22 protein-coding genes are annotated in these 21,394 nt (G+C 66.9%); 2 read left to right on the forward strand and 20 right to left on the reverse strand.

Annotation, left to right across the window (positions count from 1 at the left end; all coding sequences use genetic code 11):
- Positions 1–381 precede the first annotated feature (381 nt).
- Positions 382–1,635, reverse strand: coding sequence for a UDP-N-acetylglucosamine 1-carboxyvinyltransferase (gene murA, locus VXD91_RS27825; protein ID WP_060998843.1), 1,254 nt, complete (start codon positions 1,633–1,635; stop codon positions 382–384).
- Positions 1,636–1,707: 72 nt separating this feature from the next.
- Here murA and VXD91_RS27830 point away from each other — a divergent pair, with 72 nt between their 5' ends.
- Positions 1,708–2,307: a cob(I)yrinic acid a,c-diamide adenosyltransferase gene (locus tag VXD91_RS27830; protein ID WP_318986523.1), complete on the forward strand. Its 600-nt coding sequence runs from the start codon at positions 1,708–1,710 to the stop codon at positions 2,305–2,307.
- Between the two features lie 6 nt (positions 2,308–2,313).
- Here VXD91_RS27830 and VXD91_RS27835 read toward each other — a convergent pair whose 3' ends face one another.
- The 18 genes from VXD91_RS27835 to fadD1 form a co-directional block, all read right to left on the reverse strand.
- Positions 2,314–2,760 carry a DUF2550 domain-containing protein gene (locus tag VXD91_RS27835; protein ID WP_212812495.1) on the reverse strand — a complete coding sequence of 149 codons (447 nt, stop codon included), beginning with the start codon at positions 2,758–2,760 and terminating at the stop codon, positions 2,314–2,316.
- Between the two features lie 7 nt (positions 2,761–2,767).
- Positions 2,768–3,133, reverse strand: a complete 366-nt coding sequence (locus tag VXD91_RS27840; protein WP_020104136.1) for a F0F1 ATP synthase subunit epsilon — start codon at positions 3,131–3,133, stop codon at positions 2,768–2,770.
- 66 nt (positions 3,134–3,199) lie between these two features.
- A complete protein-coding gene (gene atpD / locus VXD91_RS27845; RefSeq protein WP_029105840.1) occupies positions 3,200–4,630 on the reverse strand; it encodes a F0F1 ATP synthase subunit beta in 1,431 nt (476 codons plus the stop codon).
- Positions 4,631–4,654: 24 nt separating this feature from the next.
- Positions 4,655–5,575 carry a F0F1 ATP synthase subunit gamma gene (locus tag VXD91_RS27850; RefSeq protein WP_346416883.1) on the reverse strand — a complete coding sequence of 307 codons (921 nt, stop codon included), beginning with the start codon at positions 5,573–5,575 and terminating at the stop codon, positions 4,655–4,657.
- A 7-nt stretch (positions 5,576–5,582) separates the two neighbouring features.
- Positions 5,583–7,232: a F0F1 ATP synthase subunit alpha gene (gene atpA, locus VXD91_RS27855; protein WP_212812497.1), complete on the reverse strand. Its 1,650-nt coding sequence runs from the start codon at positions 7,230–7,232 to the stop codon at positions 5,583–5,585.
- A 35-nt stretch (positions 7,233–7,267) separates the two neighbouring features.
- Positions 7,268–8,608 (reverse strand): F0F1 ATP synthase subunit B/delta, encoded by a 1,341-nt coding sequence (locus VXD91_RS27860; protein ID WP_346416884.1) that lies wholly within the window; start codon positions 8,606–8,608, stop codon positions 7,268–7,270.
- The gene (locus VXD91_RS27865) at positions 8,609–9,133 is read right to left on the reverse strand and encodes a F0F1 ATP synthase subunit B (RefSeq protein WP_346416885.1); all 525 of its coding nucleotides are present in this window, start codon (positions 9,131–9,133) and stop codon (positions 8,609–8,611) included.
- Between the two features lie 9 nt (positions 9,134–9,142).
- Positions 9,143–9,406: a F0F1 ATP synthase subunit C gene (locus VXD91_RS27870; protein WP_020104130.1), complete on the reverse strand. Its 264-nt coding sequence runs from the start codon at positions 9,404–9,406 to the stop codon at positions 9,143–9,145.
- Positions 9,407–9,482: 76 nt separating this feature from the next.
- On the reverse strand, positions 9,483–10,235 hold the full coding sequence (atpB, locus tag VXD91_RS27875) for a F0F1 ATP synthase subunit A (RefSeq protein WP_174814043.1): 753 nt from the start codon (positions 10,233–10,235) through the stop codon (positions 9,483–9,485).
- A gap of 8 nt (positions 10,236–10,243) precedes the next feature.
- Positions 10,244–10,717, reverse strand: coding sequence for a hypothetical protein (locus VXD91_RS27880; RefSeq protein ID WP_029105839.1), 474 nt, complete (start codon positions 10,715–10,717; stop codon positions 10,244–10,246).
- Positions 10,718–10,976: 259 nt separating this feature from the next.
- The gene (locus VXD91_RS27885; protein ID WP_346416886.1) at positions 10,977–12,173 is read right to left on the reverse strand and encodes an MraY family glycosyltransferase; all 1,197 of its coding nucleotides are present in this window, start codon (positions 12,171–12,173) and stop codon (positions 10,977–10,979) included.
- Positions 12,170–12,829 (reverse strand): L-threonylcarbamoyladenylate synthase, encoded by a 660-nt coding sequence (locus tag VXD91_RS27890; RefSeq protein WP_346416887.1) that lies wholly within the window; start codon positions 12,827–12,829, stop codon positions 12,170–12,172. Before VXD91_RS27890 ends, VXD91_RS27885 begins: the two co-directional genes overlap by 4 nt.
- A 45-nt stretch (positions 12,830–12,874) precedes the next feature.
- Complete coding sequence (gene prmC / locus VXD91_RS27895; RefSeq protein WP_346416888.1) at positions 12,875–13,708, reverse strand: peptide chain release factor N(5)-glutamine methyltransferase; 834 nt, start codon at positions 13,706–13,708, stop codon at positions 12,875–12,877.
- The gene (gene prfA, locus VXD91_RS27900) at positions 13,701–14,783 is read right to left on the reverse strand and encodes a peptide chain release factor 1 (protein ID WP_346416889.1); all 1,083 of its coding nucleotides are present in this window, start codon (positions 14,781–14,783) and stop codon (positions 13,701–13,703) included. Before prfA ends, prmC begins: the two co-directional genes overlap by 8 nt.
- A 99-nt stretch (positions 14,784–14,882) precedes the next feature.
- The gene (rpmE, locus tag VXD91_RS27905) at positions 14,883–15,119 is read right to left on the reverse strand and encodes a 50S ribosomal protein L31 (RefSeq protein WP_212812502.1); all 237 of its coding nucleotides are present in this window, start codon (positions 15,117–15,119) and stop codon (positions 14,883–14,885) included.
- A gap of 128 nt (positions 15,120–15,247) precedes the next feature.
- Positions 15,248–16,441: a sigma-70 family RNA polymerase sigma factor gene (locus VXD91_RS27910; RefSeq protein ID WP_346416966.1), complete on the reverse strand. Its 1,194-nt coding sequence runs from the start codon at positions 16,439–16,441 to the stop codon at positions 15,248–15,250.
- Positions 16,438–16,785: a YciI family protein gene (locus tag VXD91_RS27915; protein ID WP_346416890.1), complete on the reverse strand. Its 348-nt coding sequence runs from the start codon at positions 16,783–16,785 to the stop codon at positions 16,438–16,440. The genes VXD91_RS27910 and VXD91_RS27915 overlap by 4 nt, the downstream gene beginning before the upstream one ends.
- 77 nt (positions 16,786–16,862) lie before the next feature.
- Complete coding sequence (gene fadD1, locus VXD91_RS27920; protein ID WP_346416891.1) at positions 16,863–18,425, reverse strand: fatty-acid--CoA ligase FadD1; 1,563 nt, start codon at positions 18,423–18,425, stop codon at positions 16,863–16,865.
- Between the two features lie 147 nt (positions 18,426–18,572).
- Between fadD1 and VXD91_RS27925 the strand changes: the two genes are divergently transcribed.
- Positions 18,573–19,172, forward strand: coding sequence for a TetR/AcrR family transcriptional regulator (locus VXD91_RS27925; protein WP_212812505.1), 600 nt, complete (start codon positions 18,573–18,575; stop codon positions 19,170–19,172).
- Positions 19,173–19,341: 169 nt separating this feature from the next.
- Here VXD91_RS27925 and rho read toward each other — a convergent pair whose 3' ends face one another.
- Positions 19,342–21,300, reverse strand: coding sequence for a transcription termination factor Rho (gene rho, locus VXD91_RS27930; RefSeq protein ID WP_346416892.1), 1,959 nt, complete (start codon positions 21,298–21,300; stop codon positions 19,342–19,344).
- Positions 21,301–21,394 lie beyond the last annotated feature (94 nt).

Consider the following 21,394-nt stretch of genomic DNA (forward strand, 5'->3'; position numbering starts at 1 on the left):
TCGGGACAAACCCGACAGAATCCAGTTCAGAACAATCTGACCTAAACAAAAGACACCAAAAACTGGCATCAAAAAAAACAACCACACCCCACAAACGGGAAAACACGAGGTGCAGTCAAAAAACAACAAACAAAAACCACCAAACACACTATTGAGTTCTCAAACAACACGCCTTTTTCGGGCAACCCCACCAACCTACTATCTCTTGGTCGGGCTGTCAAGCTCTTGCTCTGGGCTTTTTCGGCCCCGCTCGTTCTTGACGTTGAATAGATTAGCGGGCCGATCTTGATTTTACAAAACGCCTGCATATGGCCGGTTTTTGGGCGAAAACGCGTCGCGCACGGTTCCGTCGGAACCGTCAGCGCGACACGCCAATCCCCGTCAACTGACCCGTTCGACCTCCGCGCCCAGACTCACGAGGTTCTCCACGAACAACGGGTACCCGCGATCGATGTGGAAAACGTCGTGAACCTCGGTGTCGCCATCGGCGACCAAGCCCGCCAACACCAAGCCGGCGCCGGCGCGAATATCCGATGCCCACACCGGGGCACTCGACAACTGCGGAATTCCGCGGACCACCGCGTGATGTCCGTCGGTCCGGGCGTCGGCGCCCAGGCGGATCATCTCCTCGACGAAACGGAACCGTGCTTCGAACACGTTCTCGGTGATCATCGAAGTGCCCTCGGCGATGCAGGCCAGGCCGATGGCCATCGGTTGCAGGTCGGTCGGGAATCCCGGATACGGCAGCGTCGCGACGTTGACGGCCTTCGGCCGTTCGTACTGCACGACGCGGAAACCGTTGTCGTGCTGGGTGACGGTCGCGCCGGCATCGTGAAGTTTGTGCAGCACCAGCTGCAGGTGTTGCGGGTCCACCCCCGTCACGGCGACATCACCACGCGTCATCGCCGCGGCAATTCCCCAGGTCGCGGCCACAATCCGGTCACCGATCACCCGGTGCTCGGTCGGATGCAGCTTGTCCACGCCGGTGATGGTCAGCGTCGAGGTCCCGCCCCCACTGACCTTGGCACCCATCTGGTTCAACATGTCGCAGATGTCGACGATGTCCGGTTCCCGCGCGGCGTTGTGGATGACCGTCACGCCCTCGGCGAGCACGGCCGCCATCAGGATGTTCTCGGTCGCACCCACCGACGGGAACTCGAGCTGAATCTCGGCGCCACGCAGGTGGTCCGCCTCGGCGACCACGCAGCCGTGCTCGATGTTGCATCGCGCGCCGAGCTGCCGCAGACCGGATTGGTGCATGTCCAGGGGCCGCGAACCGATCGCGTCACCGCCGGGCAGCGCGACTTTCGCCTTCTTGCAGCGCCCCACCAATGGGCCGAGCACACACACCGAGGCGCGGAACTGCCGGACCGCGGCGAAGTCCGCGTCGTACTTCGGCTCGTCGGGCGACGTGATTCGGGCAACATCGCCTTCGAGCTCGACGGTGGCCCCGAGACCACGGAGCACCTCCGCCATCAATGGCACATCCAGGATGTCCGGACAGTTGGTGATCGTGGTGGTGCCCTCGGCCAACAACGCCGCGGCCATCAGCTTGAGCACGCTGTTCTTCGCGCCCCCCACGGCAACTTCGCCGGACAACCGGCTACCCCCGGTCACCACGAAACGCTCGCTCACGCGGCTAAGTGTAAACAGCGGCGAGGGCCGGTGTCAGACAACGAACAGGTCACCGCGGGTACGGTTTCACCCATGGCCGTGCACCTGACCCGCATCTATACCCGGACCGGTGACGATGGGTCGACCGGGCTCAGCGATTTCAGCCGGGTGTCGAAGAACGACGCGCGCCTGGCCGCGTACGCGGACTGTGACGAAGCCAACGCCGCGATCGGCGTCGCGGTCGCTGCGGGCGCCCCGGACGAACGAATCCGCTTGGTACTCCTGCAGATTCAGAACGATCTCTTCGACGCCGGCGCAGATCTGTCGACCCCGGTGGTCGAGAATCCCGAATACCCGCCGCTGCGGATCACCCAGCCGTACATCGACCGACTGGAAGCCTGGTGTGACGAATTCAACGAGCCGCTGTCGAAGCTCACGTCGTTCATCCTGCCCGGTGGCACTCCCCTGTCGGCATACCTGCACGTGGCCCGAACCGTGGTCCGGCGCGCGGAGCGGGCGGCATGGCAGGCGATCGAGGAACACGGCGATTCGGTCAGCGTCCTGCCGGCCAAATATCTGAATCGGCTCTCGGATCTGCTGTTCATCCTGTCGCGGGTCGCGAACCCGGATGGCGATGTGCTGTGGCAGCCCGGCGGCGGGACGCCGCAATCCGACAACACCGGAACTCAGTAGGGGAATTCAGACCGCGCGGCGGCGCGAGCGCGGCGAAGGCCGGGCCTCCAGCCACGACGTGAAAGCCGTCAAAGCCCCACGGTCCAAAGCGATTTCGTAACCGTTGCGCCGTTCGGGACTGTTGTCGCGCAGCTCGAGAATGACCGTTTCGATGGTCATGATGTCGAATTCGTCGCCCCGTGGGGCGCGGCGCCCAACAACTTCCAGGCCACGACGGGACAGCGTCCGGTCAGGCCACCAGCGCAGGCTCGACAAACGATAAAAGCCGGCCTCACCACCGCGGTAGCGCATGACTCCATGCCGCCACCCGTGGCCGCCGGCAGCTGGGTAGTCGCGCAGGATGGCGGCAGTACCGCCAACCTGACGCAACTTCCACAGCCGATAACTCAGTGCGGCTACAGCCAGCACCAACACGCCGACGAGCGCGACCATCATCAACATGGACGCGCTCATCGGAGTATCAGTCGAGCTGGCCTACGGCGCGCAGACGCGCCCGGCCCCACGCAGCGGTCGCCTCGTCGTCGGACGCGGCATCGGCCTTGGCCGCATGCGCATCGATCTCCGACTCCAGCGCCGCATCTTCAACCAGAATCCGCACGGTGTCCTCGGTTACCGAGAGGAACCCACCGGACACGGCGATCCGCAGATCATCCTCGCCCTCACGCTCGACCCGGACCATCGCGTCCTCGACCAGCTGGCCGACCAACGGGATGTGCCGGGGCAGGATGCCGATCTCGCCGGCGGTGGTGCGAGTGAAGACGAATGTGGCCTTACCTGTCCACAGCGCGCGCTCGACGGCGACGATCTCGACGTCCATTTCGGCCATGTCACACCACCTTTCGGCTAAGACTGACAGCGAACTCTGCCAGTCGGTTCTTCGCGCAAGCGCTCATCACAGCTTGGCGCCGAGGCTTTCGGCCTTCTTCGCCAGGTCGTCGAGACCACCGATGAGGAAGAACGCCTGCTCCGGCAGGTGGTCGAAGTCGCCCTTGGCGAGACGGTCGAACGCCTCGATGGTCTCCTTCAGCGGCACCGTCGAACCCGGCTGGCCGGTGAACTGCTCGGCGGCCATCATGTTCTGGCTCAGGAAGCGCTCGATCTTACGGGCGCGGTACACCAGCACCTTGTCCTCTTCCGACAGTTCGTCGATACCGAGGATGGCGATGATGTCCTGAAGGTCCTTGTAGCGCTGCAGGATTCGGATGACTTCCTGAGCAACCCGGTAGTGCTCGTCGCCGACGATGCTCGGGTGCAGGATCGTCGAGGACGACGCCAGCGGGTCCACGGCCGGGAAGATGCCCTTGGAGAACACCGCACGAGAGAGCTCGGTGGTGGCGTCCAGGTGGGCGAACGTCGTGGCCGGGGCCGGGTCGGTGTAGTCGTCGGCGGGCACGTACACGGCCTGCATCGAGGTGATCGAACGACCACGGGTCGAGGTGATGCGCTCCTGGAGCTCACCCATCTCGTCGGCCAGCGTCGGCTGGTAACCCACGGCCGAAGGCATACGACCCAGCAGGGTCGAGACCTCGGAACCGGCCTGGGTGAACCGGAAGATGTTGTCGATGAAGAGCAGCACGTCCTGGTTCTGCTCGTCGCGGAAGTACTCGGCCATGGTCAGGGCCGACAGGGCGACGCGCATACGGGTGCCTGGCGGCTCGTCCATCTGGCCGAACACGAGGGCGGTGTCCTTGAGCACGTTCGCGTCCGCGAGCTCGACCCACAGGTCGTTGCCCTCACGGGTGCGCTCACCGACGCCGGCGAACACCGAGGTACCACCGAAGTTGCGGGCAATACGGTTGATCATCTCCTGGATCAGAACCGTCTTACCGACACCGGCACCACCGAACAGGGCGATCTTGCCACCACGCACGTACGGCGTGAGCAGGTCGACGACCTTCAGACCGGTCTCCAGCATCTCGGTGCGGGGCTCCAGGTCGGCGAAGGCCGGCGGCTTGCGGTGGATGGACCAGTGCTCGAACTCCTTGCCGTAACCCGGCTCGTCGAGGCAGTCACCCAGGGCGTTGAACACGTGGCCCTTGACGCCGTCGCCGACGGGCACCGAGATGGAGGCGCCGGTGTCGCGGACGTCGGTGCCACGCACCAGGCCGTCGGTCGGCTGCATCGAGATGCAGCGGACCAGGTTGTCACCGAGGTGCTGGGCAACCTCGAGGGTCAGGGTCTTGGCCAGCGCACCGAAGGTGATGTCGGCGTGCAGAGCGTTGAACAGCTCGGGCACAGAGCCACGCGGGAATTCGATGTCCACCACCGGGCCGGTGATGCGAACCACGCGACCAGTGGTCTTGGTCTCTACGGCAGAAGTCATATCTCTCTTCGCTTCCTACGGGGCCTATTTCGCGTCGGCCAGCGCGTTGGCGCCACCGACGATTTCGCTGATTTCCTGGGTGATCTGGGCCTGGCGCTCGCGGTTCGCGGCGAGGGTCAGGGCCTTGATCAGGTCGTCGGCGTTGTCCGTTGCCGACTTCATGGCGCGTCGACGCGAGGCCGACTCCGAGGCCGCGGCCTCTAGCAGTGCCGCGTAGACACGGGTCGCGATGTAGCGCGGGAGCAACGCGTCGAACAGCGCGTCCGCACTCGGCTCGAACGAGTACAGGGTGTGGACCTCGGTCGGCTCCCCCGTGTACTCGACGGCCAGCGGGGCGATCCGCACGGCCTCGGCCGTCTGCGACAGCATCGACTTGAACTCGGTCGACACGATGTGCAGTTCGTCGACGCCCAAGACGCCGTCGGCACCAGGTTCGTCACCCTCGTCGTCCGCACCCGACATGAACGCCGTCACCAGGGTGTCGGCGATCTCCTTGGCATTGGCGTACTCCGGACGCTCCGAGAAGCCGGTCCAGGACTCGGCGACGGCGCGCTGACGGAAGCTGTAGTACCCCAAGGCCTTTCGGCCGACGACGTACAGCACCGGCTCCTTGCCCTCGTTGCGCAGCAACGTGAACAGTTCCTCGGCCCGACGCAGCACGTTGGCGTTGTAACCGCCGCACAGGCCGCGGTCGGACGACACCACCAGAACCCCGGCACGCCGCGGGTTCTCCCGCTCCACGAGCAGTGGGTGGTCCAGCGCGCTGGCCCCCGCAAGCTCGGTGAGCATGTTGGTGATCTCGGTGGCGTAGGGCCGGGCTGCATCAACCCGGGCCTGCGCCTTGGCGATCCGCGACGTGGCGATCAGCTCCTGCGCCTTCGTGATCTTCTTGATCGACGAGGCGGATTTGATACGTCCGCGTAGCTCGCGCAGTGTGGCTGCCATTGGTTACCTAGGCCTTCTTCGGTGCCGGCTTGTTGACCTTGACCGACTCCTGGCCGAGCTCAGCAGGATCCAGGGCCTCGGCCTCGGCTTCCTTGACAACGACCGAGCTGCCGTCGGAGGCGGCGAAGCCCTTCTTGAACTCGTTGATGACCGAGACCAGCTTCTCCTCGTTCTCCTCGGAGAGCTTCTTGGTCTCCTTGATCCCGGTGAGGATGTCGGCGTGGCTGGCCTTCACGTGCTCCAGCAGTTCGGACGAGAAGCGCGAAACGTCTTCGGCCGGAACCGAATCCAGGTGGCCCTGGGTACCGAGGAAGATCTCGATGACCTGGTCCTCGACGGCCAGCGGGCTGTACTGCGGCTGCTTCAGCAGCTCGACCAGGCGCACACCGCGGTCCAGCTGAGCCTTCGAAGCGGCGTCCAGGTCCGAGGCGAAGGCCGCGAATGCCTCCAGCTCGCGGTACTGCGACAGGTCCAGACGCAGCGAGCCGGCAACTTCCTTCATCGCCTTGATCTGGGCGGCACCACCGACGCGGGACACCGACACACCGACGTTCACGGCCGGGCGGACACCCTGGTTGAACAGGTCGGACTCCAGGAAGCACTGACCGTCGGTGATCGAGATGACGTTGGTCGGGATGAACGCCGAGATGTCGTTGGCCTTGGTCTCGATGACCGGCAGACCCGTCATCGAACCGCCACCGAGCTCGTCGGACAGCTTCGCGCAACGCTCCAGCAGACGGGAGTGCAGGTAGAAGACGTCACCCGGGAACGCCTCGCGGCCCGGCGGGCGACGCAGCAGCAGCGAGATGGCGCGGTAGGCGTCGGCCTGCTTGGACAGGTCGTCGAACACGATCAGGACGTGCTTGCCGTTGTACATCCAGTGCTGGCCGATGGCCGAGCCGGTGTACGGGGCCAGCCACTTGAAGCCGGCGGGGTCAGAGGCGGGAGCCGCGACGATGGTCGTGTACTCCATGGCGCCGCCCTCTTCCAGCGCGCGCTTCACGCTGGCGATGGTGGTGCCCTTCTGGCCGATCGCGACGTAGACGCAGCGCACCTGCTGCTTCGGGTCGCCGGTCTCCCAGGCCTCGCGCTGGTTCAGGATGGTGTCGACGCAGACGGCGGTCTTGCCGGTCTTGCGGTCACCGATGATCAGCTGACGCTGGCCGCGGCCGATCGGGGTCATGGCGTCGATGGCCTTGATACCGGTCTGCAGCGGCTCGCTGACGCTCTGGCGCTGAACGACGGTCGGGGCCTGCAGCTCGAGGGCACGACGGGTCTCGGCCTTGATCTCGCCCTGGCCGTCGATCGGCTCACCCAGCGGGTTGATGACGCGGCCCAGGAACTCGTCGCCGACAGGCACCGAGAGCACCTCGCCGGTGCGCTTGACCTGCTGGCCCTCTTCGATCTTCTCGAACTCACCCAGGATGACCGCACCCACGCTGTGCTCGTCGAGGTTCAGGGCCACGCCCAGAACACCGCCGGGGAACTCGAGGAGCTCCTGGGTCATGACCGAGGGCAGACCCTCGACGTGTGCGATGCCGTCACCGGCGTCGACGACAGTGCCGATCTCTTCACGATCGGTCGAGGCCGAGAACGTCGTTACGTAGTTCTCGATGGCACCTTCGATATCAGCAGCCGAGATTGTCAACTCTGCCATGGTTTTTGGTCTTCCTAGTCTTGGGTGTTTCGGAGTTAGTCGGGCAGCCGGTTGGAGGCGGCGGCCAGTCGTGACGAGATGGAGCCGTCGATCACCTCGTCGCCGACGGTGATGGTCAGACCACCGAGGAGGCTCGGGTCGACATGCAGCTGGACGGACACCGGGTGACCGTAGATGCGGGTCAGGACCGACGTCAGTCGGGTGCGCTGGGCATCCGACAGGGCCGCGGCCGCTTCGACGTGGGCAACCACCTCGCCGCGGCGGGCGACTGCCAGCTCGGCCAGATCAAGGACGGCCTGGTCGGCACGCTCACCGCGCAGCAGGCTCACGGTCTGCGTCAGCAGCGCCTTGACGGTGCTGTTGACCGAGCCGTTGGCACCGGTGAGGACCTTGTCCAGCAAGGCAACTCGGCCGTCGACCGGGGTGCCGTAGTCACCGAGCAGCGTCGAGAGGCGCGGCTGCGCGTCCAGCACACGGCTGAACCGGAACAGCTGATCCTCGACCTCGGCGACGTCACCGCTGACCTCGGCCCGCTTGATCAGTGCCAGGCGAGCGACGTGCTCGACGGCGTCGACCAGGTCGGACTGCTCCGACCACCGCGAAGACACCGCGGAACGCAGCAGCTCCAGTGCGTTGGCGCCGATCTTGCCGGACAGCACCGCGTCCAGCAGAGCGACCTTGGGGGCCGGGTTGTCGGCGGGCTCGGCCAGGTGCCGGCCGAGGTTGACCTCGGTCAGCAGCAGGCGAGCGACGGCGGCCAGATCATCGGCGAGCGCGGTCAGCGCGGCCGCATCCAGGCCGTTGGCGGTCGCGTCGAACTTCTCGACCAGCGCGGTCAGTGATTCCCGGCTCGCGGCCCGCAGCTTCACCTCGGCGTGGGTACCGACCTCGGCCGAGGACGGGGCCATCTGCTCGAGATCGTCGAGGAAGCGGTCGACGGTGCCGGCCTGCGCGCCGGGCTCGGCGACGTAGCGCCGCACCAGCTCGTCGGCCTTGGCGACCGATTCCGCGCCCAGCTCCTGACGGAGCTCGCGGATGACGCCCTGGCGCATCAGCTCGACGTGCTGGCCGCCCTGTGCCTTGATCCGCTCGGCGTCGATGACGGCCTGCTCGGTGAGCTGCTCCACGATGCGCTGCGAATCGTGCCGGGCCTCGTCGGTCACCTTGGCCGACTCGGCCTTCGCGTCGGCAAGAGCCTTGGCGTGCATCTTGTCGGCGTCGGCGAGTTTCTGTGCGGCTTCGGCACTTTCGGCCAGCGCGACGCGAACGGCCTCCTGCTGCTTGGCCATCATGCCCTTCACCGGAGGTACCACGTACTTCCAGATGATGGCCACGATGACGGCAAAGCCGATCAGCTGCCCGATGAAGATTTCCATCTACTGGCTCCCGCCTGATTTCACGTCAGCCGCCAACTCGACGCCGAGAATGCGGCTCGCCAGCGTCTGGGACAGGTTGTCGACCGACGACTGCAGTTCGGTCTGTGTGGACTGCCGCTGTGCGGACAGTGCCTGGTCGGCACCCTTGAGGGTTTCGGCCACCTCACCACTCGCCGCTGCACGCGCCTGGTCGACGACCTTGCGGCCCTCGTTGCGGGCCTCGTCACGGATGGCCGAAGCCTCCGTGCGAGCGCTCGCCATCGCCGCGATGTAGTCCGCCTCTGCGGCGGCCACCTGCTCAGCCGACTTCCGGTTGTCAGCAGCGGTCTTGGCCAGCATTTCCTCGCGTTCGACCAAGACCTTGCTGATCGGTGGCACAACCCACTTGCCGATCACGCCGAGCACGATCAGGAAGATGATCAGCACGACGAAGAAGGTCGCGTTGGGGATCAGGAAGTTCTGACCCCCGCCGCCTTCCGCTGCTGCCTGGCCCGAGGCCAGGATGGTTGCGCTCAATTCACCCATGTCGACGGATTACGACAGGCCCGGGGTGGCGAACACGAAGAGCGCCATGAAGGCCAGGTTGATGAAGTACGCGGCTTCCACCAGACCGACGGTGATGAAGAACGGGGTGAACAGGCGGCCCTGGGCCTCCGGCTGACGGGCGATGCCCGAGATCAGCGCGTTACCGGCGATACCGTCACCGATACCGGCACCGATGGCGCCACCGGCCATGATCAACCCACCGCCGATGAGGGCGCCCTGGATGATAGTGGCGTTCGTTGCTGCGTCGGCCATTCTCTTTTTCCTCCTTGGTAACTGGTAGCTGCGCTACCAGGGTCTTATTTGTGGTTCCTACAGGTCTTGCGGGTACTCAGTGGTGCTCGTCGAGTTCCATCGACTGGCTGAAGTACAGGATCGTCAGCAGCGCGAAGATGAACGCCTGGATGAGGCCGACGAACAGGTCGAAGGTCTTCCAGATGGCGTTCGGCGCCCACTGCACGTACCACGGGAACATCGCGATCAGCGCGACCAGGATGCCGCCGGCGAACATGTTGCCGAAGAGTCGGAGAGACAGCGAGACCGGCTTGGCGATCTCCTCGACGATGTTGATCGGCGCCAGGACCGCGACGTGGCCCTTCAGCAGCTTCTTGAAGTGGCCGAAGACGCCCCGGCGCCAGATGCCCGCAGCGTGGTAGCAGAGGAACACGAACAGCGCGAGCGCCAACACGTAGTTGATGTCCGAGGCCGGCGGGGCCAGCAGTTCCTTCGCGCCACCGTCTTCCCCACCGAACTGCACCGGCAGGACCGACAGCCAGTTGGAGATCAGGATGAAGGTGAAGATCGTGACGGCCAGCGGGAGCACGAACGGCGCGATCTTCATGCCGATCGCGGTCTCGATCTGCTGGCGCATCTGGATGGTGATGGCCTCGAAGAACAGCTGCACACCGCCCGGCACACCGGTGGAGGTCACCTTGGCCTTCACGAAGAACGCCAGCGCGATGACGATGACCGCGGCCACGCTGGTGGCGATGATCGTGTCGACGTTGAAGGTGTAGCCCCACAGCTCGTGCTGCTCGTGGTGGCCGACCTCGATGGCGGCCTCGGCGGTGAATTGTTGAATCACTTGGGTCGTCAGTCCTTTGCTTCTGATCCGTCGTGTGCTTCTGGTTGGTCGCCGCCGCCACCGTTACGTTGGCCGGCGCGGACCTTCTTCATCACCGGCAATGCGGTGCTCATGACAAGAATCGCCTGGAACAAAGCCACCCCGAACAGCACGCCGATACCGGTTGGCTTGAAGAACCACGTGATCAGCAGGGCGATCACCGAGATGGCGACCAACCGCATGGCGGAGTTGGCGGCCATCTGCATCTTCAGGGGGTGGTCCTTGGCGGTGACCTTCGCAACCGCGCGACGGACCATCATGGCGTTGGCCAGACCGAGCGCCATCCCCAGACCGAAGAAGGCGCCGAACTTCAGATTGCCGCTCACTGCGTAGCCGCCACCGAGTGCGATGGCTGTCACGAGGAGCGAGATAGCAAACAAGCGCACGGGCTGAAAAGCCACTGCCGGCAACACCAAAGGCGCGTCCTGCGCTGGTGTCGTCATGGTGTTCACCTCAATCCCGCGGTCACGAGTGCCGTCCCCATATACCTGGCAATCCTGTGTGCGTGCCCACAGAGCGTATCGAAGGTCACATCGAGCGCGTCGGGCACACTGGAATCACCCAAGGGGAAGCTCCCTTTGTCGGTCGTCATTCGGCGCCGATCGGCTTGTGTGAACCGATGGGCCGGGCCGGCAACCCGCGAGGTTTTTCGGGTTCTGCCAGAACCGTACCACATGGTGAGCACCCGAAAACGGGCACCTACTACTTTTTGTCGTACTCGCCTTCTGGCACGTCATCGCGCCGCCGCAGGAGCGGAATCAGGGTGAAGATGGCGGCCAGCAGGATGGCCCCGAGCATCACCGCACCGGTGTACCGGGGGTCGAAGAAAATGGTGCTGGCCGCCCCCAGCGCCACGATGCCCACCCATAGGTAGATCAACAGCACGACGCGTCGGTGCGAGTGACCGATCTGCAGCAGCCGGTGGTGCAGATGCATCTTGTCGGGACTGAACGGGCTGAGTCCGGCACGGGTGCGGCGCACGATGGCCAGCAGCATGTCGAGGGCCGGTACGAACATCACCGCAACGACCAACAGGAATGGCGACAGCAAAGCAAAAACGTCGCGCGCGCCGTAGGCGTTCTGGGAGATCGGGCCCGCCGCGGTGGTCGACGCCGCCGCCAGCATCAGGCCGATGAGCATGGACCCGGAGTCGCCCATGAAGATGCGGGCCGGGTGGAAGTTGTGTGGCAGGAAGCCCAGGCACGCGCCGGCCAGCACGACCGAGATGACGGCGGGCGGGTAGAACAGCACGTCACCGCCGTGGTCGCGCAGCAGCCCGACCGAGAAGATGCAGATGGCCGACGCGGTGATGAGTCCCAGCCCGGCGGCCAGACCGTCGAGGCCGTCTACGAAGTTCATCGCGTTGACGATCGACACCGTCAGCGCCAGGGTCAGCAGGATCGACGACGCCTGGTCCAGCACGATGGTGCCGACACCGCCGATCGGGATGTACAGCACACTCCACGCGACGCCCATGGTGACCAGGACGCTGGCCGCGGTGATCTGGCCGGCGAACTTCGTCAGGGCGTCCAGGCCCCAGCGGTCGTCGATCAGGCCGATCAGCATGATCAGGCCGCCCGCCACCACCACCGCGGGCATACCGGACGAATAGACGAAACCTCGGGTCAGTGCGGGCAATTGGGACGCCAGCAGGACGGCGGCCGCCACCCCGATGTACATGGCCAGCCCGCCCATCCGCGGGACCGGCTGGACGTGGACGTCGCGTTCGCGCGGATAGGCCACGGCGCCGAACCGGAACGCCAGCGCCCGCACCCAGCCCGTGGCGAAGTAGGTGATGATCGCCGCGGTCAGACCGACCAGCACGAGCTCCCGGAGGGGAACCCCGGTGCCCCGGTCGATCTGCGCGAGCAGCCGGCCTGCGTCGGCAACTACGGTCACGACACCTCGCCGGTCAGGGACTCCGCTTCGACTCCGAGCACTTCGGCGATCTGTGCGAGCGAGATCGGCCCTTCGCGCAGCACCCGCGGCGTCGCGCCGGTCAGGTCGACGATCGTGGACGCGGCCTGCTTGGTCGCCGGTCCCGCGTCCAGGTACACCTCGACCTTGTCGCCCAGCTGTGCCCGCGCCTCGTCGGCGTTGACCGCGGGCGGTTGGCCCGAGATGTTGGCGCTGGACACCGCCATCGGGCCGACCTCACGCAGCAGCTCGATCGCCACCGGGTGCAAGGGCATGCGCAGCATGACGCTGCCGTTGGTGTCACCAAGATCCCACGACAGCGACGGGGCCTGCTGCACGACCAGGCTCAACGCGCCGGGCCAGAACGCCTCGATCAGGTCCCGGGCCGCCGGGGGCACGGCGTAGACGAGCCCGTCGATGGTGCGCCAGGAACCGACGAGCACCGGGACCGGCATGTTGCGGCCCCTCCCCTTCGCGGCCAGCAGCGCCGCGACGGCCTCGCTGTTGAAGGCGTCGGCACCCAGGCCGTAGACGGTGTCGGTGGGCAGCACGACCAGGCGGCCGCCCTTGAGCGCACTGATAGCCGAGGCGATCCCGGTGGCGCGCTTGGCCGCATCACCGCAGTCGAACGTCTCCATCCATCACTCCTCACGCAAGCGTTTCGTCGGTTGCCATGACCCGTTTTACCGTCGGGTCGCGGTGACGAACCGGGGCCGCCCGGTCAGGTCGCGCCGCGCGGTGATGTCACCGAACGTACCGTCGCGGTCCAAGGCGGCCACCACCTGATCGGCTGTGGTGTCGTCGTGTTCGATGCCCAACTTGCCGCCGGGACGCAGCAACCGGGCCGCCAGCGCGATGATCGGCACGATGACGGACATGCCGTCGGGCCCGCCGAACAGGGCGCCGGCCGGGTCGTGGTCGATGACCTCGGGGTCGAGGTCGGCGCCGTCCGGGATGTACGGCGGGTTGGACACCAGCAGGTCCACTGTGCCGGTCCTGTCTGACAGCAGGCTGGGAACAGTGACGTCGGCTTCCAGCACCTCGACGGCGCTGCCGTCGCAGTTGCGCCGGGCATAGGCCAACGCCTCCGGGGACTTCTCGACGGCCACAACTTGCGCCTGCGGCCAGGTGTGCGCCAGCGCCAGGGCCAGCGCTCCCGAGCCCGTGCACAGGTCCACGATCACCGGGCTCGGCGGCAACGGCTGGTTCATGGCCCACTCCAGCAGGGCCTCGGTCTCCGGCCGCGGGATGAACACCCCCGGACCGACGTGCACTTCCACCGGACCGAATGCCGCGGTTCCGATCAAGTGCTGCAAGGGAATTCGTTGTGCGCGACGCGCGATGAGGTCGCCGTAGCCGGCGAAGAACGTCGGGTCCGGCTCGACGAACAGCAGCCGGGCCCGATCGACTCCGGCGATGTGCGCCGCCAGGTACTCGGCGTCGACGCGGGCGGAATCGATGCCCGCCGCAGCCAACGTCGCGGTGGCCTCGTCGAGCGCCTGCCGGATGCTATTCACCCTCGGCGAGCCGGGCCTGCTTGTCGGCGGCCGCGAGGGCGTCGAGCAGCGCGTCCATGTCGCCGTCGAGCACCTGGTCGAGGTTGTGGGCCTTGAAGTTGATCCGGTGGTCGGCGATGCGGTTCTCCGGGAAGTTGTAGGTCCGGATGCGCTCGCTGCGGTCGACGGTGCGGATCTGGCTGGCGCGGTCCGCGGAGGCGTCGGACGCGGCCTGCTCTTCGGCCAGCGCCTGCAGACGCGCGGCGAGCACCACCATGGCGCGGGCCTTGTTCTGCAGCTGCGAGCGTTCGTTCTGGCAGGTGACGACGATGCCGGTGGGCAGGTGCGTGATGCGCACCGCCGAGTCGGTGGTGTTGACGCCCTGACCGCCCTTGCCGGACGAACGGTAGACATCGATCCGCAGGTCCGATTCGTCGATCTGCACCTGCTCGACGTCTTCGGGCTCCGGGTAGACGAGGACGCCGGCGGCCGAGGTGTGCACGCGGCCCTGCGATTCGGTGACGGGCACGCGCTGCACGCGGTGCACGCCGCCCTCGAACTTCATGCGCGACCACACGCCGTCGGCCGAATCGCCCTTGCTGGCGATCGTGATGGTGGCGTCCTTGTAGCCGCCGAGGTCCGACCAGGTCTCGTCGAGCACGGTGACGGTCCAACCGTGGCGCTCGGCGTACCGGATGTACATGCGCGCGAGGTCGGCCGCGAACAGCGCCGATTCCTCGCCGCCTTCCCCGGACTTCACCTCGAGGACGACGTCGTCGGCGTCGTGCGGGTCGCGCGGGGCCAGCAGGTCGGTCAGCTTGGCGTCGAGCTCGGCGACGCGGGCCTCCAACTCGGGCACCTCCGCGGCGAACGCGGCGTCCTCAGCGGCCAGCTCGCGGGCCGCCTCGAGGTCACCCCGGGCGGCCTCGAGCTTGCGGTAGGTCACGACGATCGGCGACACCTGCGCGAACCGGCGGCCGACCTTGCGGGCGGCGCCGGCGTCGGCGTGCAGGTTCGGGTCCCCCAGCTGCCGCTCGAGGTCGGCGTGCTCGGCCAGCAGTGCCTCGATGCGGGGCGCGGTATCGGTCTGTGCCACTTTCGGACTCCTGCGGTTGTTCTGGGGTGCCGGATGCTGGATACGAAAACGGCGCCCGGACCTGACGCGAATGCGACAGATCGGGCGCCGTTGACGAAGCTAGCTCTCGGACGCGGCCTTCGAGCCGGCGTTGCGCTTGCCGTACCGCTTCTCGAAGCGGGCCACGCGGCCGCCGGTGTCGAGAAGCTTCTGCTTGCCCGTGTAGAACGGGTGGCACTGCGAGCACACCTCGACCACGATGTGGCCGCTTTCCTTGGTGCTACGAGTCTGGAAGCTGTTGCCGCAACCGCAGACCACGGTGGTCTCGACGTATGCGGGGTGAATACCCGATTTCATTTCATGGTCCTCTGTGATCGATGGCGCCGGGTCGCCCGAGAATTCGGACGTGAACCGGAGCCGAGGGGGTTCGGCGGTCGATTATGCCAGGTCAGCCGCCAAGGTCCTAAACGCGTTCGGGCCGGCGACTATTCCGCGGCACCGCACTGCCCCAGCTCAGCGAGGCGACGCTCCAGAAATCGTCGCTCCGGTTCGGTCGTCGCCAATGCCAGCGCGCGCTCGAAGGCGGTCCGCGCCTCTCCGGTGCGGCCCAAGCGACGCAGCAATTCCGCCCGGGTTGACGGCAGATAGCGATAATCGCCCAGGTCAAGGGCATCGATGAGCTCCAGCGCCCGGGCGGGATCGCCGGCCTCGGCGACAGCCACCGCACGATTGAGCGCCACCACCGGCGATCCGGTGAGCGCTTCGAGCCGCTCGTACAGGACCACGACCTCGGGCCAGTCGATCTCCTCGTCGGCCTGCAGCGAGGCGATGGCGGCCTGCAGGACGTACGGCCCGGCAGCGAGCCGCAGGGCCAGCGCGCGGTCCAGCGCGGCCCGCCCGGCGTCGACCTTGGCCTGGTCGTACCGCGTGCGGTCCTGCTCGGCTAGGGGCACCACCCGACCGTCGACCACACGGGCCGCGCGCCGCGAATCGTGCAGCAGCATCAGCGCCAGCAACCCGTAGGCCTCGGGCTCGTCGGCCAAGAGGTCGGCGAGGAGACGGCCGAGGCGGATCGCTTCGGCGGCGAGGTCATCGCGCTCGGTGAAGCCCTGGTTGAAGATCAGGTAGATCACCGCCAGCACCGTCGCCACGCGGTCGGGCAGCATCCGGTCGGCCGGCAGGGCGAACGGGATGTTCGTCGCCTTGATCTTGGCCTTGGCGCGGGACAGGCGACGCTTCATGGTGTCCTCTGAGACCAGGAACGCCCGCCCGATCTCGGCGGTGGTCAGCCCGCCGAGCGCCCGCAGCGTGAGCGCCACCTGGGCGTCGCGCGCCAGGGCCGGATGGCAGCACATGAAGATCAGCTGCAGCCGGTCGTCGCCGATGGTGCTGTCATCGAGATCGATGTCGTCCATGGTGATTGCCTGTTGATCGGCGTGGAGCAGCCGGGTTTTGGCGCGCAGCGTCTGCTCGCGGCGCAACCGGTCGATCGCCACGTTGCGGCCGGTCCGCACCAGCCAGGCCACCGGCGCGTCCGGCACACCGTCGCGGGCCCACCGCTCGGCGGCGCGGACGAATGCCTCCTGCGCGGCATCCTCGGCGAGCTCGAAATCGCCGAGGATGCCGATGAGCGCGGCCAGGACCCGGCCCCACTCGCGCTGGAAGATCGCGTCGATCAGTGGGCACCCTCAAATGGGGTCTCGAAGAGCGGCCGCACCTCGACGCCGCCACCGAGTCGCACGGCCGGGATCCGCTGGGCGAATTTGATGGCCTCGTCGAGATTCTCGGCGTCGATGACGAAATAGCCGGCGAACACCTCTTTGGTGTCGGCGAAGGGACCGTCGGTGATCAGGTCGGCCCGAACCGATGTCGCGGTTTCGACGGGCTGCAGGTGGCCGCCACCAACGCACTGCGGGTCCTGACGAAGCGCCGCGTACTCGGCCGTCAGGGCCGCGTGCTCTTCCTCGGTGATGTCGGTGTCGTGGCTGCCCGGCTTGATGTAGATCAGCGTTGCGTATTTCATCGTTGTCTCCCTTTGGGTTGATCGTCCAACAGCAGTGAGACGAACGGGGACCCAATGTGGGGACACGACCGCCGAAATCAGTTTTCGGCGAGTGGCGCGTACTCCGTGCCGTCCCGTTTCCACAGCACCCGGCCGGCCGGATCGGCGCCCAACGCAACCAGTTCCCGCTTGAGAATCTTGTTGGTCGCGGTGCTGGGCAGGTCGTCGGCGATCCAGACGTACCGCGGCCAGGACTTCGGGGACAGGTCCGGCTGCGCGGCCAGGAATTCCGCGAACGCCTTCGGGTCGAGGGCCTGGCCATCGCGCAGCACCATGGCGGCCATCACCTGGTCACCGACGAACTCGTCGGGCACCGGGTAGACCGCGACGCGGCTGATCACCGGATGCCGCAACAGGATTCGTTCGATGGGCGCCGCGGTGATGTTCTCTCCGTCCACGCGCATCCAGTCGGCGGTGCGGCCGGCAAGGTAGATCCAGCCGTCGGCGTCGCGGTAGGCCAGGTCCCCCGACCAGTACATGCCGTGCCGCAGCCGTTCGTCCGTCGCACCCTGGTCGTTGTGGTAGCCGCGGAACATGCCGCTGCCGTTGGTGTTCACCAACTCGCCGGTGGCCGCCTCGGCATTGATCAGCGCTCCGGTCTCGTCGAAGCGGGCCACATCGCACTCCTGGACGGTCTCCGGGTCGTAGACGGCGACGCCCGGGAAACCCTTGCCGACGCTGCCGGCCGGGGTCCCCTCGGAGCGGGTGATGATGATCGCGAGCTCGGTCGAACCGAAGCCGTCCCACACGCTGCAGCCGAAGCGGCGGCTGAACTCGTCGATGTCGCGGTCGGCGGCCTCGTTGCCGAACGCCACCCGCAGCGGATTGTCGTGGTCGTCGGGCTGCTCGGTGGTGGCCAGAATGTAGGCCAGCGGCTTGCCGACGTAGTTCATGTAGGTCGCGCCGTAGCGGCGGATATCCGGGAGGAAACCCGACGCGGAGAACTGCGCGGGTGCCATCGCCGCGCCGGAACCGAGTGCGACGCCCCAGCCGGCGTAGACGCCGTTGGAGTGGAACAGCGGCATCGCCAGATAACAGGTGTCCTTCTCGGTCAGCTCGTAGCGCTGCACGAGTGCCGCTGCGGAGAACAGCACGATGGAGTGCGCCACCTCGACGGCCTTGGGCTCACCGCTGGTGCCGGAGGTGAAGATCATCATGAAGGTGTCGTCGGGCCCGACTTCACGATGTGGGGTCAGATCCTGCTGTGGCCACTCGGTCGCGGTGACGTCGACGACGGTGACCCCGGGCAGGCTGAGGCCGGCGAGCAGGTCGCGGTGCTGGGCGTCGACGAGGACGATCTGGCATTCGACGCGGGCGATGTCGCGGGCGAGCGCCGCACCGCGACGGGTGTTGTTGATGCCGCACAGCACATAGCCGCCCAGGGCCGCGGCGGCGAGCGCGGTGAGCATGTCCGGGGTGTTGCCCAGCAGCGTGCCCACGTGCAGCGGCCGCAGCGGGTCGGCCTGGCCGATCAGGGCGGCGGCCTGCGCCCGGGCTCCGGCGACGTACTCTCGCCAGGTCCAGGTCGCCTCGCCGTACTTGACGGCGACGGTGTCCTGGTCGGCGCGTTCGCGAAGTAACTGCTGAAGGGTGTCCGCCATATGGGCTCCCGGGGCATGGGCGATCACGAGAACCACCCGAGTGAACAGATTCCTGGAAGTGTCTACCATGCTTGACGGGTGGCGCACTAGCGTCAGCGCCCTGGCAGAATCGTCGTTCGCCCGGTTGACATGTGAGGAGACATCCCGGTGGCAAGCCCAGAATCCCCGAAGAGCGTGCGTGATCGACTGATCGACGCCGCCGAAGAGTGCATGCGCGCCAAGGGAATTCGCGCCACGACGGTATCCGAGGTCGCCGAGGCCGCCGGCGTCTCCCGCGGTTGGCTGTACCGGCACTTCCCGGACAAGGTGACGCTGCTGGGCGCCGCGATCGTCCGGCTCAACAACGCCTACTGGAGCGACGCGCACGCCATGCTGGCCTCGATCGAAGGCCTGGACAACCAGATCGTCACCGGAATCCAGCACGGCCGCACCGCCTATGACGATCCCGGGGCCCTGCTGATGAAGCTGCGCGTCGAGGAGCCCGACGAGTTCGCCGCCTGCGCCGGCGCCGGCGTGCAGGGCCTGGTGCCCGACCTCGCCGATTTCTGGTCCCGCTACCTCGTCGCCGCGCGCGACAACGGCGAAATTCACCCCGATACCGACATCGACGACGCCGCCGAGTGGATCGCCCGCGTCATCCTGTCGCTGGCCACGATGCCCGGGCAGCGGCTGGACGCCAACAACGCCGACGAACTGCTCGCGCACGTGCGCCGCTACGTGATGCCGGGACTGAAGGCCCAGCCGTAAACCAGCCGGCGAACTGGTTGTCGGCGCGGACTTCGGCTTTCCCAAGCGCGAAACCAACCGGATGGCGGCTTTCGGCCAAGTTTCCCGCCACCCCGTTGGTTTCGTGTTCCACTCAAAATGTCGAAGCCCCCAAATCGGCTGATTTGGGGGCTTCGGCGTGGGCTGGGGCCTAGTCGGCGTCCATGTTGCCCGGGGCCGTCTTCGAGACCTGAACCAGGAACTCGTAGTTGGTCTTGGTCTTGCGCAGCTGGCTCATCAGCAGGTCGATGGCCTGGTGCGGGTCCAGACCCGACAGCACCCGACGCAGCTTGTGCACGATCGCGAACTCGTCCGGGCCGAGCAGCAGCTCGTCCTTGCGGGTACCGGATGGGTTGACGTCGACAGCCGGGAACACGCGGCGCTCGGCGATCTTGCGGTCCAGCTTGAGCTCGGCGTTACCCGTGCCCTTGAACTCCTCGAAGATGACGGTGTCACCGGTCGAGCCGGTCTCGACCATCGCGGTCGCGATGATGGTCAGCGAGCCGCCGTTCTCGATGTTGCGCGCAGCACCGAGGAAGCGCTTCGGCGGGTACAGCGCGGTGGAGTCGACACCACCGGACAGGATGCGGCCCGACGCCGGCGACGCGTTGTTGTACGCGCGGCCCAGGCGGGTGATCGAGTCCAGCAGCACGACGACGTCCTTGCCCTGCTCGACGAGGCGCTTGGCCCGCTCGATGGCCAGCTCGGCGGCCTGGGTGTGGTCTGACGGCGGCCGGTCGAAGGTCGAGGCGATGACCTCACCCTTCACCGAGCGCTGCATGTCGGTGACCTCTTCCGGACGCTCGTCGACGAGCACCACCATGAGGTGGCATTCCGGGTTGTTCTTGGTGATCGCGTTGGCGATGTCCTGCATGATCGTCGTCTTACCGGCCTTCGGCGGGGACACGATCAGCGCACGCTGGCCCTTACCGATCGGCATGATCAGGTCGATCACACGCGTGGTCAGCCGCTCCGGAGTGGTCTCCAGGCGCAGCCGCTGGTTCGGGTACAGCGGGGTCAGCTTGGTGAAGTCGGGCCGGTTGCGCGCGGCTTCGACCGGACCACCGTTGACGCTGTCCAGACGCACCAGCGGGTTGAACTTCTGGCGCGGGTTGTTGCCGCCACCGGTGTTCTCGCCCTCGCGCGGGACCCGCACGGCGCCGGTCACCGCGTCGCCGCGGCGCAGTCCGTTCTTGCGGACCATGTTCATCGAGACGTAGACGTCGTTCGGTCCGGCCAGGTAGCCCGAGGTGCGGACGAACGCGTAGTTGTCCAGCACGTCGAGGATGCCGGCGACCGGCTGCAGGACGTCGTCCTCGCGCAGTTCGGTCTCAGCGTTGCCGCCCTGGTTGTCGCCGCGCTCGCCACGCCGGCGACGGTCGCGGTCCCGGAACCGACGGCCACGACGGCCCTGGCGGCTGTCGTCGTCGTCATTGTTGTTGGCGTTGTCGCCCTGGTCGCGGTTGCCACCCTGGTTGCGGTTGCCGCCGCCCTGGTTGTCGCCACCGCGGTCGCGGTTGCCACCCTGGTCGCGGTTGCCGCCCTGGTTACCTTCGGCCTTGTTGCCGCCCTGGTTGCTGTTGTCGGCGTTCCGCTCGCGGTTGCGCTCCTCGCGCGGGGCCTCGGCATTGTCCGTGTTCTCGCCCTTGTCGGCCTTTTCGGCGGGCTTGTCACCGTCGGCGGCGTCACCGTCGGCGGGCGCACCGGCCCGGCGCGACGCGCCACGGCGCTCGCGGCGCGGGGCCTGCTCGGCGGCGGGGGCGGCAGCGTCGCTGTCGGTGTTCGCGGCCGGGGCCTGGGCTTCCTTGGCCTCGGTGGGGGCGCCGGTGCCGTTCACGGCCTCGGCGACCTTGGTCTCGTTCTTGGCTTCGGCCTTAGTGGCCTTGGCTTCGCTCTTGGCGCCGTTGGCCTCGCCACGGTGTTCCCGGATGGCGGCGATCAGTTCGCTCTTGCGCATGCCGGAGGTGCCCTTGACGCCGGCCTCGGCGGCGAGCGCACGCAGGTCGGGGAGCAGAAGACTGGTCAGCGATCCGGAGCGTCCGGCCGCCGGCGCTTCAGTTGCCGGGGCATCAGTGTTGCCGTCGGCGGTGAAGAGGTCCGTATCAGTCACGGATTTCCTTTCTGTGCCCTCGCGCAGCTGATCAGGCGAGGGTTTGGTTCGCAGGCGGACGGCTTCCCCGAACCGCATTCGTCAAATGCCGGGT

The sequence above is a fragment of the Mycobacterium sp. SM3041 genome (assembly GCF_039668335.1).
GTDB lineage: Bacteria > Actinomycetota > Actinomycetes > Mycobacteriales > Mycobacteriaceae > Mycobacterium.

What these genes read in the sequence shown, in the direction of transcription:
- VXD91_RS27830 (WP_318986523.1), top strand. Translation starts at nt 1,708, where the DNA reads ATGGCCGTGCACCTGACCCGCATCTATACCCGGACCGGTGACGATGGG.
- VXD91_RS27835 (WP_212812495.1), bottom strand. Translation starts at nt 2,760, where the DNA reads ATGAGCGCGTCCATGTTGATGATGGTCGCGCTCGTCGGCGTGTTGGTG.
- VXD91_RS27840 (WP_020104136.1), bottom strand. Translation starts at nt 3,133, where the DNA reads ATGGCCGAAATGGACGTCGAGATCGTCGCCGTCGAGCGCGCGCTGTGG.
- atpD (WP_029105840.1), bottom strand. Translation starts at nt 4,630, where the DNA reads ATGACTTCTGCCGTAGAGACCAAGACCACTGGTCGCGTGGTTCGCATC.
- VXD91_RS27850 (WP_346416883.1), bottom strand. Translation starts at nt 5,575, where the DNA reads ATGGCAGCCACACTGCGCGAGCTACGCGGACGTATCAAATCCGCCTCG.
- atpA (WP_212812497.1), bottom strand. Translation starts at nt 7,232, where the DNA reads ATGGCAGAGTTGACAATCTCGGCTGCTGATATCGAAGGTGCCATCGAG.
- VXD91_RS27860 (WP_346416884.1), bottom strand. Translation starts at nt 8,608, where the DNA reads ATGGAAATCTTCATCGGGCAGCTGATCGGCTTTGCCGTCATCGTGGCC.
- VXD91_RS27865 (WP_346416885.1), bottom strand. Translation starts at nt 9,133, where the DNA reads ATGGGTGAATTGAGCGCAACCATCCTGGCCTCGGGCCAGGCAGCAGCG.
- VXD91_RS27870 (WP_020104130.1), bottom strand. Translation starts at nt 9,406, where the DNA reads ATGGCCGACGCAGCAACGAACGCCACTATCATCCAGGGCGCCCTCATC.
- VXD91_RS27880 (WP_029105839.1), bottom strand. Translation starts at nt 10,717, where the DNA reads ATGACGACACCAGCGCAGGACGCGCCTTTGGTGTTGCCGGCAGTGGCT.
- VXD91_RS27890 (WP_346416887.1), bottom strand. Translation starts at nt 12,829, where the DNA reads ATGGAGACGTTCGACTGCGGTGATGCGGCCAAGCGCGCCACCGGGATC.
- rpmE (WP_212812502.1), bottom strand. Translation starts at nt 15,119, where the DNA reads ATGAAATCGGGTATTCACCCCGCATACGTCGAGACCACCGTGGTCTGC.
- VXD91_RS27915 (WP_346416890.1), bottom strand. Translation starts at nt 16,785, where the DNA reads ATGAAATACGCAACGCTGATCTACATCAAGCCGGGCAGCCACGACACC.
- fadD1 (WP_346416891.1), bottom strand. Translation starts at nt 18,425, where the DNA reads ATGGCGGACACCCTTCAGCAGTTACTTCGCGAACGCGCCGACCAGGAC.